The following is a 12,749-nucleotide window of genomic DNA, read 5'->3' as shown; positions in this document are numbered from 1 at the left end:
GATGACCTTGGAGCAGCTGTACACGGCGCTGCTGGCGGGTGGGATCGTGCTGCTGGCGGCGATCCTCGCCACCCGCGCGGCGGCGCGCTTCGGGCTGCCCGCGCTGCTGCTGTTCCTCGCGCTGGGCCTGGTCATCGGCGAGGACGGGTTCGGCCTGCGCTTCGACGACGCGCAGCTCGCGCAGGACCTGGGTACGGCCGCGCTCGCCGTCATCCTCGTCGAAGGCGGCCTCACCACCCGCTGGTCGGACGTGAAACCGCTGCTCGCGCCCAGCGGACTGCTCGCCACCGCCGGGGTCGCGGTCAGCGTCGCGGTCACCGCCGCGGGCGCGCACCTGCTCGTCGGACTCCCCTGGCAGGCCTCGCTGCTGCTCGGCGCGGTGGTGTCCTCCACCGACGCGGCCGCGGTGTTCTCGGTGCTGCGCACCCTGCCGGTGCCGCGCCGCGTCGCCGGGATGCTGGAGGCCGAGTCCGGGTTCAACGACGCGCCCACCGTGATCCTGGTGCTGCTGTTCAGCACCGTGCCGATGGAGTTCCACCCGCTGGAGGTCGCCGGCGACGTGGTCTACGAGCTGGGCGCGGGCGCCGTGATCGGCCTGCTCATCGGCCGGGCCGGCGCGTGGGTGCTGCACCGGGTGGCGCTGCCCGCGTCCGGGCTGTACCCGGTGGCGATGTTCGGGCTCGGCATCGTCGCGTTCGCCGCCTCCGGCGCGGTGGACGCCTCCGGGTTCCTCGCCGCGTTCCTGTGCGGGCTGGTGCTGGCGAACTCGGGGCTGCCGCACCGCGCCTCGGTGCGCTCGTTCGCCGAAGGGATCGGGTGGCTCGCGCAGATCGGGCTGTTCGTGCTGCTGGGCCTGCTGGTCACCCCGCACGAGCTGCTGCCGGAGCTGCTGCCCGCGCTGGTGGTGGGGCTGGTGCTGCTGCTGGTGGCGCGGCCGCTGTCGGTGCTGGTGTCGCTGCTGCCGTTCCGGGTGCCGCTGCGGGAGCAGGCGTTCGTGTCCTGGGCGGGGCTGCGCGGCGCGGTGCCGATCGTGCTGGCCACCTTCCCGGTGGTGGCGGGCGTGCCCGGCAGCGACCGGGTGCTGAACGTGGTGTTCGTGCTGGTCGCCGTGTTCACCCTGGTGCAGGGCCCCGGGCTGCTGGGGCTGGCCCGCGCGCTGGGCCTGGTGCGGGCCGACGCGGCCCGGGAGATCCAGGTGGAGGTGGCGCCGCTGGACGTGCTCGACGCGGAGCTGCTGACCGTGTCGGTGCCGCCCGGGTCGCAACTGCACTACGTGATGCTGCGGGAGCTGCGGCTGCCCGACCCCAGCGCCATCACCCTGATCATCCGGGCGGGCGCCTCCTTCGTCCCGGACCCCGGCACCCGGCTGCGCACCGGCGACGACCTGCTGATCATGACCACCGCGGGGGCGCGCACCGCCACCGAGCACCGGTTGCGCGCGGTGAGCCGCCGCGGCCGGCTGGCCCACTGGTTCGGTGAGGACGGCGCCCCGGACTGACGTCCCCGCCACCGGACGCCGCGGGCGGGAGCGGCCGGTGGTCCGATCGTCCTCGGCCGGGCGCCCGCGCGAACCCCGGCCGCGCGGGCCGGACAATGGCGGGATGGGTGAGCACAAGGAGCGGATGCTGCGCGGGGAGCCGTACCAGGACGGCGATCCGGAACTCCTCGCCGAGCGCAGGCGCTGCCAGGAGCTGCTGGACGAGTTCAACGCGACGCGGGCCGGCGAGGAGCAGCGGCGGCAGGAGGTCCTCGGCCGGTTGCTGGGGCGGCTGGGCACCGGATCGTGGATCATGCCGCGCTTCCAGTGCGACTACGGGTACCTGATCAGCATCGGGGACAACAGCTTCCTCAACTACGACGCGATCCTGCTGGACTGCGCGCCGATCAGCATCGGGGACGACGTGTCCATCGGGCCGCGCGCCCAGCTGCTCACCGCGCTGCACCCGATGACGGACCACCGGGCGCGGCGGGAGCGGTGGGAGACGGCGGCGCCGATCGGCATCGGCAACAACGCGTGGCTGGGCGGTGGCGTGATCGTCTGCCCGGGCGTGACGATCGGCGATGACGCGGTGATCGGCGCGGGCAGCGTCGTCACCCGGGACGTCCCGGACCGGGTCTTCGCGGCGGGCAACCCCTGCCGCGTGATCCGCGCGCTCTAGCCGGAAAGCGAACGGGCCGCCCGTCCCGGAGGACGAGCGGCCCGCTGCGGCAGACGGTGCTACTGCCCGCAGGCGGCGAGGATGAGCTCGCGGACCCGCTTGGCGTCGGCCTTGCCGCCGGTGGCCTTCATGACGGCGCCGACGACGGCGCCCGCGGCCTGCACCTTGCCGCCGCGGATCTTGTCCGCCACGTCGGGCTGCGCGGCCAGGGCCTCGTCGATCGCGGCCTGGAGCGCGGAGTCGTCGGACACGACCTCCAGGCCCTGCGCGGCGACGACCTCGTCGGGTTCGCCCTGCCCGTCGAGCACGCCGTCGACGACCTGGCGGGCCAGCTTGTTCGTCAGCTTGCCCTCGGCGACCAGCGCGATGACCCGCGCCAGCTGCGCCGGCGTGATGGCCAGCTCGGTGAGCTCGGCGCCGCGGGTGTTGGCCTGCTGCGACAGGTAGGCCACCCACCAGGAGCGCGCCTCGGCGGGCGGTGCCCCGGCGTCCACGGTGGCCGCGACGAGGTCGAGCGCCCCGGCGTTGACCAGGTCGCGCAGCTCCTCGTCGGAGAGCTTCCACTCGTCCTGGATGCGCTTGCGGCGCTCCCAAGGCAGCTCGGGAAGCGTCGTCGACAGCTCCTCGACCCACTCGCGGGACGGCGCGATCGGAGTCAGGTCCGGCTCCGGGAAGTACCGGTAGTCCTCGGAGGTCTCCTTCTTGCGCCCCGCCGAGGTCGTCGCGGTCGACTCGTCGAAGTGCCGGGTCTCCTGGCGGATCTCGCCGCCGGAGGTCAGCACCGCGGCGTGCCTGCGCATCTCGTAGCGCACGGCGCGCTCCACGCTGCGCAGCGAGTTGACGTTCTTCGTCTCGGTGCGGGTGCCGAACTCGGTGGTGCCCTTCGGCATCAGCGAGACGTTCGCGTCGCAGCGCAGCGAACCCTGGTCCATCCGCACGTCGGAGACGTCCAGCGAGCGCAGCAGGTCGCGCAGCGCGGCCACGTAGGCCCGCGCCACCTCGGGCGCGCGCTCCCCGGCGCCGACGATCGGCTTGGTGACGATCTCCACCAGCGGCACGCCCGCGCGGTTGTAGTCCAGCAGCGAGTGCTCGGCGCCGTGGATGCGGCCGGTGGCGCCGCCGACGTGCAGCGACTTGCCGGTGTCCTCTTCCATGTGCGCCCGCTCGATGTCGACGCGGAAGGTCTCGCCGTCGTCGAGCACCACGTCGAGGTGACCGTCGAAGACGATCGGCTCGTCGTACTGCGAGGTCTGGAAGTTCTTCGGCTGGTCCGGGTAGAAGTAGTTCTTCCGCGCGAACCGGCACCACTCGGCGACCTGGCAGTTCAGCGCCAGCCCGATGCGGATCGCCGATTCCACCGCCTTGCCGTTGACGACGGGCAGCGCGCCCGGCAGGCCCAGGCACACCGGGCACACCTGCGTGTTCGGCTCGGCGCCGAAGACGTTGGCGCAGCCGCAGAACATCTTGGTGGCCGTGGACAGCTCCACGTGCACCTCGAGGCCGAGGACCGGGTCGAACCGCTCCAGGACCTCGTCGTAGTCCATGATCTCGGCGACCGCGGTCACTTGCCGTCCTCCCCCTGGCGCAGGGTGCGGACGGCGAGCGCGGTGCCGGTGATCAGGCCGAGCGCGGTGATGATCGAGTCGGCCATCGCGAGCCGGTCGCCGTTCGCCTTGGCCTCGCGGAGGCTCGCGCGCAGGCCGTAGGCCGCGGAGAGCACGGATGCGAGCTGGAACGCCGCCTTCAGTTTCTGGTTCATCACGCCACCTCCAGGGCGGGGACACGGTCGAGCAGCGGGCCGCCCTGAGCGGCGTCGCGGGCGGTCTCGTAGGCCGCGCCGACCCGGTAGAGCCGGTCGTCGGCCAGCGCCGGGGCCATGATCTGCAGCCCCACCGGCAGACCGTCCTCATCGGACAGTCCACTGGGGAGGCTCATGGCCGCGTTGCCCGCCAGGTTCGACGGGATGGTGCACAGGTCGGCCAGGTACATCGCCAGCGGGTCGTCGGTGCGCTCGCCGATCGGGAACGCCGTGGTGGGCGTCGTCGGCGACACCAGCACGTCGACCTGCTCGAAGGCGGCGGCGAAGTCGCGGGTGATCAGCGTCCGCACCTTCTGCGCCTGCCCGTAGTAGGCGTCGTAGTAGCCGGAGGACAGCGCGTAGGTGCCGAGCATGATGCGCCGCTTCACCTCGGGCCCGAACCCGGCTTCGCGGGTCAGCGACATGACCTCTTCGGCGCTGCGGCCGCCGTCGTCGCCGACGCGCAGGCCGTAGCGCATCGCGTCGAACCGGGCGAGGTTCGAGGAGCACTCGCTGGGCGCGATCAGGTAGTAGGCGCCCATCGCGTACTCGAAGTGCGGACAGGAGACCTCGACGACCTCGGCACCCAGCTTCGCGAGCTGGTCGACGGCGGCGCGGAACGAGCGCTCCACGCCGGGCTGGTAGCCGTCCCCGGCGAATTCGCGGACCACGCCGACCTTCACCCCGGCCAGGTCACCGGCGGCGCCTTCGCGGGCGGCGGCCACGACCTGCGGCACCGGCGAGCTGATCGAGGTGGAGTCCATCGGGTCGTGCCCGGCGATCACCTCGTGCAGCAGTGCCGCGTCCAGCACGGTGCGCGCGCACGGCCCCGGCTGGTCCAGCGAGGACGAGAACGCGACGAGGCCGTAGCGGGACACCCCGCCGTAGGTGGGCTTCACGCCGACGGTGCCGGTGACCGCGCCGGGCTGGCGGATGGAGCCGCCGGTGTCGGTGCCGATGGCCAGCGGGGCCTCGAACGCGGCGAGCGCCGCGGCGGAGCCGCCGCCGGAGCCGCCCGGGATGCGCTCCGGGTCCCACGGGTTGCGGGTGGGGCCGTACGCGGAGTTCTCGGTGGAGGAGCCCATCGCGAACTCGTCCATGTTGGTCTTGCCGAGGACGACGACGCCCGCTTCGCGCAGCCGCCGGGTCACCGTCGCGTCGTACGGCGGCGTCCAGCCCTCCAGCATCTTGGAGCCGCAGGTGGTGGGCATGTCGCGGGTGGCGAACACGTCCTTGAGCGCCAGCGGCACGCCCGCCAGCGGCGAGGCCGCCTTGCCCGCGGCGCGGTCCTCGTCGGCCTGCCGGGCGGCGGCGAGCGCGCCGTCCGCGTCGACGTGCAGGAACGAGTGCACCACGCCGTCCACGGCGGCGATGCGGTCCAGGTGGGCCTGGGTGGCCTCCACCGAGGTGACCTCGCCCGCGGCGAGGCGGTCGGCGAGGTCGGCGGCGGACAGGCCGGTCAGGGCCGGGTCACCTCCGGTCGCGGTCGTCGTCATCACGCCTCCTCACTCAGGATCCGCGGAACGCGGAACCGGTTCTCCTCGGCCGCGGGCGCGCCGTCCAGCGCCGCCTCGCGCGGCAGGCTCGGCCGCACCACGTCGTCGCGGAACACGTTCGTCACCGGCACGGCGTGGGAGGTCGGCGGGATGTCCTCCGCCGCGACCTCACCGACCCTCGCGACCGATTCCAGGATGACGTCGAGCTGCCCGGCGAACGTGTCGAGCTCCTGTTCGGTGACCGCCAGCCTGGCGAGGCCGGCGAGGTGCGCGACCTCGTCGCGGGAGATCTTGGACACTACGAAGGCTCCCTGGTCATGTCCGGTATCACGGTTGCACCTCAGTCTATGGCGGAGCTCGTGCCTGCCCGTCCAGGGGGCGATCGGACGCGCCGGGCACCCGCTCGCTCCCCGCGATCGGGCGACCGCGCCGGCTACCGGCCGCCTCCCGCATCGTGGACGTCGGCGCGCACATCGTGGACAGCGGGCGCGGGGCCGGAGACCTGGGCGGGAACCTCGCGAATGCCGTGCTCGTTCCACTACACGAACGCCGGTCGCACCGATAGGGTGCGGTGTCTGCCACAATTTGCCCCGCCCGCCGGGCGCACGGTGGCCTCCGCGTGCGGCCGTGTGCGGTGCGGGGAGCGCGGACGGCGAGGTTCCGCGCGCGAAGCTGGAGGCGTTGAGTCCGGTGTCCTTCCTGATCCGGGTGCAGATACCGGACCGTCCGGGTGTGCTGGGGGCGGTCGCATCCGCACTCGGCGAGATCGGCGCCGACATCCTCAGCGTCGACGTGGTGGAGCGCGGCGGGGACGTGGCGATCGACGACATGGTCGTCGAACTGCCGTCGGGCCGCCTCCCGGACATCCTGATCACCGCCGCGGAGTCGGTGGACGGCGTGGAGGTCGACGCGGTCCGCCCGTACGCGGGCGTGCTGGACACCCACCGCGAGCTGGAGCTCGTGGAGGACATCGCCGCGGATCCGGGCAACGGGCTGCAGATCTTCGCCGAAGGCGTCCCGAAGATCATCCGGTCGGGCTGGGCCATCGTGTTCGGCCACCACTCGGGCGGCGCCGAGCAGCTGGCCGCGAGCTCGTCGGCCCCGCAGGAGGGCTACCTCGAACTGCCGTGGTTACCGCTGCCGCGGGCCACGATCCTGGACGGCGACGAGCTGTGGGTGCCGGAGACGTGGCAGGAGCTGGGCACCGAGCTGGCGGCGACGCCGATCGGCAAGCCGGACCGCGTCCTGCTCGCCGGCCGCCCCGGCGGCCCCATGTTCCGCGCCGCCGAGGTCGCCAGGCTCGCCCACCTCGCCGGCATCGTCTCGGTGGTCCTCGACGGCTGACCAGCTCGCTCGCCGCCAACGGCGAACGAGCCGAACAACCGGCACCGCCGAAGCCTTTCGCTCTTCTCCTATCAGCGGCGAAGCCGCTGAGCAGCGACCACCAGAGCAAAAGGACCACCCGCGGGTTCTCAGCGCTTTCCTCGCGAGGACAGCGATTTCCCTCGTGGCGGAGCCACTTGGGAAATCGATCCCGCAGCGAGGAAAGCGCTGAGGTTCCGCCACCCGCCCCTATCGCAGGGCGATCCGATCACTCAACCTCGAGCGCCGCGGAAGATGCTGCTTCTGGGCCTTGTTCCAGGAGCACCCGGAATCCGGTCTCGTCCAGCACCGGCACCTTCAGCTGCACGGCCTTGTCATACTTGGAGCCGGGCGAGTCGCCGACGACGACGAACGCGGTCTTCTTCGACACGGATCCGGCGGCGCGGCCGCCGCGGGCCATGATGAACTCCTTGGCCTCGTCCCGGGAGTAGGTTTCGAGCGATCCGGTGACCACGATGGACAGGCCGGTGAGGGTGCGCGGCACGCTCTCGTCCTGCTCGTCGGCCATCCGGACGCCCGCGGCGCGCCACTTGCGGACGACTTCGCGGTGCCAGTCCACCTCGAACCACTCGCGGACGGCGGTGGCGATGGTGGGGCCGACGCCGTCGACGGCGGCGATCTCCTCCTCGGCGGCGTCGTCGATGCGTTCGAGCGAGCCGAACTCGCGGGCCAGGGCCTGGGCGGCGGTGGGGCCGACGTGCCGGATGGAGAGCGCCACGAGCACCCGCCACAGCGGTTTCTCCTTGGCGGCGGCGAGGTTCTTGAGGAGCTTGGCGCCGTTCGCCGACAGCTCGCCCTTCTGGGTGCGGAACAGCTCGGTGCGCAGCAGCTCGTCCTCGCCGAGGTCGAACACGTCGCCTTCGTCGACGAGCACGCCGGAGGACAGCAGGGCGACGGCGGATTCGTAGCCCATGGCTTCGATGTCGAAGGCGCCGCGCCCGGCGAGGTGGAACAGCCGTTCCCGCAGCTGCGCGGGGCAGGACCGGGAGTTGGGGCACCGGATGTCGACGTCGCCTTCCTTCTGCCGGTGCAGGGTGGCGCCGCATTCGGGGCATTCGGCGGGCATCACGAACTCGCGTTCGCGGCCGTCGCGGACGTCGACGACGGGACCGAGCACTTCGGGGATGACGTCGCCCGCCTTGCGGATGACGACGCGGTCGCCGATGAGCACGCCCTTGCGCCGCACTTCGTCGGAGTTGTGCAGGGTGGCCATGGAGACGGTGGAGCCCGCGACCTTGACGGGTTCCATCTCGGCGTAGGGGGTGACGCGGCCGGTGCGGCCGACGTTGACCTTGATGTCGCGCAGCGTCGTGGTGGCCTGCTCCGGCGGGTACTTGTAGGCGATGGACCAGCGCGGGGCGCGGGAGGTGGTGCCGAGGCGGCGTTGCAGCGACACCTCGTCGACCTTGATGACGACGCCGTCGATCTCGTGCTCGGCGGTGTCCCGGTTCTCGCCCCAGTACCGGACGTGCTCCACGATCTCGTCCACAGTGGACAGAACGCGGGTGTGCCGGGACACCGGCAGGCCCCAGGCCTTCAGCGCGGCGTAGGACTCGGACTGCCTGCCCGGTTCGAAGCCCTCCCGCTTGCCGAGGCCGTGGCAGATCAGCCGCAGCGGGCGGCGGCGGGTGACGCGCGGGTCCTTCTGCCGCAGCGAACCGGCGGCCGCGTTGCGCGGGTTCGCGAACGGGGACTTGCCCGCGTCGACCAGCGCCGCGTTCAGCTCGGCGAACTCCTCGACGCGGAAGAACACCTCGCCGCGCACCTCCACCAGCGCGGGCACCGGGTACTCGTCGGTGCCGTGCAGCTCGGTGGGCACGTCGCCCATGGTGCGCACGTTGAGCGTCACGTCCTCGCCGGTGCGGCCGTCGCCGCGGGTGAGCGCGCGCTCCAGCTTCCCGTCCCGGTACAGCAGGTTGATCGCCAGCCCGTCGATCTTCAGCTCGCACAGGTAGTGCACGTCGGTGCCGACCTCGCGCTCCACCCGGTCCACCCAGGCGCGCAGCTCCTCGGTGTCGAAGGCGTTGTCCAGGCTGAGCATCCGCTCCAGGTGGTCCACGGCGGTGAACTCGGTGGAGAAGGTGCCGCCGACGGTCTGCGTCGGCGAGTCGGGGGTGCGCAGCGCGGGGTGCTCGGCTTCGAGCCGCTGCAGTGCCGTGAACCGCTCGTCGAACTCGGAGTCGGCGATGGTGGGCGAGTCGAGCACGTAGTACCGGAACTGGTGACCGCGGACCTCCTCGGCCAGCGCCGCGTAGTGCTCCCGCACGTCGGCGGGCACGTCCTCCACGCCCTCCGCCTCGTCGACGGCGGTGTCGGCGACCGGGTCGGCGGGCAGGTCCGCATCCGGGTTCGCGGCGGTTCCGCCCTGCTCAGGCCCGGTCGGGTCGGTCGTGGGGCCGGTCTTCTCGCCGGAAGCGCTACCGGCGCGGTCCTTGCTGGTCACGCACTGAGCCTAACCAGCGGCCCCGACACCTCGCGCGGATCACCCGGCAGCGCGGCGCGCCCGGGCGGTGCGATCACCGCGGGCCACCGGCGGGCGTCCCGGACCACCGTTCCGGGCGAGGGGCGGGGTCACTCCGCGTCGTCCGGCGCGGCGGCGGCCAGGCCGCGCACCAGCTCGCGGAACTCCAGCAGGCCCACCGCGCCCTGCGGTTCCCGCTCGGCGGTCTCCACCCTGCCGAGCCGGTCCGCGGCGAGCCGCTCGCCGAGCGCCGCGTCCAGCGGCAGGAACGTCAGCGCCGAGCGGGCCGCGGGCTCCAGCTCGGCGAAACCCGGGTGGTGGACGGCCACGTCCACCAATCCTCCGGCCTCGTCGACCTGGGCGAACACCCGCACCTCGGCCAACCGGTAGCGCTCGCCCGCCAGGTTCACCGTGACCTGCGTCGGGTCCGGCACCGGGGGCACCGCGTCGTGGTACTCGAACAGCAGGTCGCCCCGGGGCGCGGCGGCCAGCCAGGCATCGGTGTAGGGCCGCACCCGCGGATCGCCCTGGCCGCTGACGACGAGCGCGTACGAGGTGCGCTCGCCCTGCTCCACCGAGAACGCCAGGTCGGGGTGCAGCGCGGTGACGGCCGCGGCGAGCTCCTCGTCCAGCTGTTGCGGGTTCCCCTCGCCGAGGGCCGCGGCGAGCTCCGGGAGCAGTTCGTCCCAGCGGCGCCAGAACTCCGCGGCCTTCGCCCGCGCATCGGCGGCCACGTCGTCGACCTCGTCGGGCGCGTCCTGGTCGGCGCGGCGGCGGAAGAACCTCAGCATCCCCCCATTGTGCCGCCCGGACCCCGGGCGCCGCGGGCGTTCCGGAAGATCCCCGTACCGCAACGGGAATTCGGGACCGCGCGGCGCCGGAGTCCCGACCGTCCCGGCGCCGCGGTCCGCCGATGCGCGGATCGGCGGCAACACCGGCTCAACGCCCGCGTCGACCTCGCAGCCGGAACGACCCGACAGCCGGATCGACTTCGTCGCCGGACCCGGATCGACCCGGAGCCGCATCAATCACGCAGCCCGATCAACCTCGCGGCCCGATCGACCACGCAGCCCGATCAACCTCGCGGCCCGATCGACCACGCAGCCGGAACGACCTCGCAGTCGGATGAACATCGCCGCCGGAATGACCCGGCGACCGGCTCACCCCAGCGCCGCGGTCACCAGGTCGGTCAGGTCGCGGCGTTCGATCCGCAACCGCCCCGCCTCGGCCAGCGCGCCGAGCAGCGCGGTCAGCGGATCGCGGTTCGTGGCCTGCCGCAGCACTTCCAGCGCCCGCACCCGCGCCCGGTCCACGCTCGTCACCGGCGCCCGGTGCAGCTCCCAGCGCCGCAGCCGCACCACCTCGCCGATCGCGGTGGCGTCCGGTTCCGCGCCGTTCTCCAGACCGCGCAGCGTCGCCGCCACCACCAGCTGGTCGTGGCCCGCGGTCAGGTCCAGCACGTGCCGCGCCACGCTCACCGCGGCCCGCCTGCACCGGGCGGGACCGGCGTTGCGCACCAGGTCGAGCAGTTCGGCGGAGTCGACCTCGAAGTCCTCGGCGGCGGGCCGGATGCCGATCTGGTCCAGCCCCACCTCGTCGAGCAGCGCCTCCGGGGAGCTCGGCAGGTCCAGCGGCCAAGCCGCGACCGGGTAGGTGGCGAAGTCGCCCTCGAACCACTCGGGCGTCAGCGGTTCCCCGGTGACCCGGGCGGCCAGCGCCAGCATCAGCTCGATCGTGTCGGCGCCGCGCTCCCCCGGTCCGCTGCCCGCCCACGGGAGCCCGGCGCGGACCTCCTCCAGGCCGTCCGGCCGGGTGCCCTGGCGGAACGCGGGCATCAGCGCTTCGAAGGAGGTGCGCACCTCGCCGTCCACGGCGTGGCTGAACTGGGTGAGCCCGTTGACGTTCCAGAACGCCGAGACCACCTCGGTGCCGCGGCTGACGCGGCGCAGCACTTCCGGTCTGCTGCCCTGGAATCCGCCGTCCTCGGCGACCAGCGTCCAGTCCCCGGCGCTGCGCAGCCCGATCACCGGATACCGGTCCTGGTGCGCGAAGGCCTCTTCGCAGTACTCGTCGAAGTCCAGCGGGCGCCGGTGCTCGGTGATGGCGCCGAACCGGCCCGCGATCGCGTCGAGACCGGTGCCGCGCACGAAGGTCAGGCACGCGGCGTCCTGGACGGTGCTGCGGTGCACCCATCCGAACCGCTCGACTTCCCCGGTGTTCGACACGTCTGGTTTCTTACCATCACTGGGACATTCAGGTGACGTGAACGGCATGAACGATCTTGCCCATCAGGAGGATTCTCCGCGCCACCGCTAGCGTTCCGCCGCTTCGGCGAACACCTCGTTGACCTGTCGCGCCACCGCGGGCGCCCGCCGAGCCCACTCGGGCGAGGCGCCGGCCAGCCCGCAGGACGGGCTCACCGCGGCGCGTTCCAGCAGCGCCTTCGGCGCGAAACCGAGGCGGGCGGCCAGTTCCAGCCCGGGCCGGGCCAGGTCCCGCGGATCCGGGCGGTGCTCCGGGTCGGTGCCGGGGACGAGGCCGAGCAGCAGCCGGGTGCCCTCCTCCCACGCTTCGCCGAGCTCGTCGGCGAACGCCCCGGTGACCGAGCCGAGCCCGGTCGCGTCCAGCGCGATCGTCCCGGCGCCCGCGCCGCGCAGCAGCCGCACCGGCGGCCGGGCCGCGCAGCAGTGCACGATCACCGGCTGCCCGGTGGCGGCGGCGAGACCGTCGATCAGGTCCGCGAGCAGCCGCTGCGCCTCCGGGCCGGGCACCGCGGGCACCTGGCCGTAGCCGGACGGGGTGGGCAGGTTCCCGGCGAGCACCGCGGGCAACGACGGCTCGTCCAGCTGCACCACGACGGGTGCGCCGGTGCGGGCGGCGACCTGCGCGGCGTGCACCCGGAGTCCTTCCCCGAGGGATTCGGCGAAGTCCCGCAGCGCGCCGGGATCGGTGAGCACCCGGTGCCCGCGCTCCAGCTCGATGCCCGCCGCCAGCGTCCACGGGCCCGCGGCCTGCACCTTCACCGCGCGCGGCGCACCGGCTTCGGCGACGGCCTGCTCGACGGCGTCCAGGTCCCAGCGCAGCAGGTCCAGCGCCCGCCGGTGGTCCCGGCCGGGTCGGCCCGCGACGCGGTAACCGGAGGGCACCACCTCGACGGCCAGGTCGACGAGCAGCCCGGCGGTGCGGCCGAGGATGTCGGCGCCGACTCCGCGCGCGGGCAGTTCCGGGAACGGCATCAGGTCCGGGAGCTCGCCCAGCACGGTCCGGGCGGCTTCCAGCGGATCGGTTCCCGGCATCGAGCCGATGGCGGTCGCGATCCCGGGGTTCCACGCTGCGTCACTCACGCCCCCATTATCGGCGGCGTCCACGGGCGGACCGGCAGGAGGGATGCGCACGCTAGGTTAGGCTAACCATGCTTACCGCCCTTCGGTGTCACCCGCTCGGGCGCGCCG

At 73.3% G+C, this 12,749-nt stretch carries 11 protein-coding genes; 3 read left to right on the top strand and 8 right to left on the bottom strand.

Annotated features, from left to right (window positions below):
• Position 1 precedes the first annotated feature (1 nt).
• Both ABZ805_RS10990 and ABZ805_RS10985 read left to right on the top strand, forming a co-directional pair.
• Positions 2-1,498: a potassium/proton antiporter gene (locus ABZ805_RS10990; protein WP_358437613.1), complete on the top strand. Its 1,497-nt coding sequence runs from the start codon at positions 2-4 to the stop codon at positions 1,496-1,498.
• Between the two features lie 103 nt (positions 1,499-1,601).
• Positions 1,602-2,159, top strand: a complete 558-nt coding sequence (locus tag ABZ805_RS10985) for a sugar O-acetyltransferase (protein ID WP_358437611.1) — start codon at positions 1,602-1,604, stop codon at positions 2,157-2,159.
• A 59-nt stretch (positions 2,160-2,218) separates the two neighbouring features.
• Here the strand turns inward: ABZ805_RS10985 and gatB are convergent, their stop codons facing one another.
• The 4 genes from gatB to gatC are packed head-to-tail and all read right to left on the bottom strand — an operon-like array spanning position 2,219 to position 5,752.
• The gene (gatB, locus tag ABZ805_RS10980) at positions 2,219-3,724 is read right to left on the bottom strand and encodes an Asp-tRNA(Asn)/Glu-tRNA(Gln) amidotransferase subunit GatB (RefSeq protein WP_358437609.1); all 1,506 of its coding nucleotides are present in this window, start codon (positions 3,722-3,724) and stop codon (positions 2,219-2,221) included.
• Positions 3,721-3,918 (bottom strand): hypothetical protein, encoded by a 198-nt coding sequence (locus tag ABZ805_RS10975; protein WP_358437607.1) that lies wholly within the window; start codon positions 3,916-3,918, stop codon positions 3,721-3,723. The genes gatB and ABZ805_RS10975 overlap by 4 nt, the downstream gene beginning before the upstream one ends.
• The gene (gene gatA, locus ABZ805_RS10970; protein WP_358437604.1) at positions 3,918-5,453 is read right to left on the bottom strand and encodes an Asp-tRNA(Asn)/Glu-tRNA(Gln) amidotransferase subunit GatA; all 1,536 of its coding nucleotides are present in this window, start codon (positions 5,451-5,453) and stop codon (positions 3,918-3,920) included. The genes ABZ805_RS10975 and gatA overlap by 1 nt, the downstream gene beginning before the upstream one ends.
• Complete coding sequence (gatC, locus tag ABZ805_RS10965) at positions 5,453-5,752, bottom strand: Asp-tRNA(Asn)/Glu-tRNA(Gln) amidotransferase subunit GatC (RefSeq protein ID WP_224956462.1); 300 nt, start codon at positions 5,750-5,752, stop codon at positions 5,453-5,455. Before gatC ends, gatA begins: the two co-directional genes overlap by 1 nt.
• A 391-nt stretch (positions 5,753-6,143) precedes the next feature.
• Between gatC and ABZ805_RS10960 the strand changes: the two genes are divergently transcribed.
• Positions 6,144-6,797 (top strand): amino acid-binding protein, encoded by a 654-nt coding sequence (locus ABZ805_RS10960; protein ID WP_358437704.1) that lies wholly within the window; start codon positions 6,144-6,146, stop codon positions 6,795-6,797.
• Between the two features lie 247 nt (positions 6,798-7,044).
• Here the strand turns inward: ABZ805_RS10960 and ligA are convergent, their stop codons facing one another.
• From ligA to ABZ805_RS10940, 4 genes are all read right to left on the bottom strand, one after another.
• A complete protein-coding gene (gene ligA / locus ABZ805_RS10955; protein WP_358437701.1) occupies positions 7,045-9,171 on the bottom strand; it encodes an NAD-dependent DNA ligase LigA in 2,127 nt (708 codons plus the stop codon).
• A gap of 236 nt (positions 9,172-9,407) precedes the next feature.
• Positions 9,408-10,088, bottom strand: a complete 681-nt coding sequence (locus ABZ805_RS10950; RefSeq protein WP_358437601.1) for a hypothetical protein — start codon at positions 10,086-10,088, stop codon at positions 9,408-9,410.
• Positions 10,089-10,457: 369 nt separating this feature from the next.
• A complete protein-coding gene (locus ABZ805_RS10945) occupies positions 10,458-11,522 on the bottom strand; it encodes a DUF6461 domain-containing protein (protein WP_358437598.1) in 1,065 nt (354 codons plus the stop codon).
• Positions 11,523-11,609: 87 nt separating this feature from the next.
• Entirely contained in the window at positions 11,610-12,641 is a 1,032-nt protein-coding gene (locus ABZ805_RS10940; protein WP_358437595.1) for a methionine synthase, read from the bottom strand.
• Positions 12,642-12,749 lie beyond the last annotated feature (108 nt).

Source organism: Saccharopolyspora sp. NPDC047091 (assembly GCF_040643635.1).
In the GTDB taxonomy this organism is placed as follows: domain Bacteria; phylum Actinomycetota; class Actinomycetes; order Mycobacteriales; family Pseudonocardiaceae; genus Saccharopolyspora_C.
Note: the sequence above shows the minus strand (reverse complement) of the source record. Positions and strands in the feature narration are given on the sequence as shown.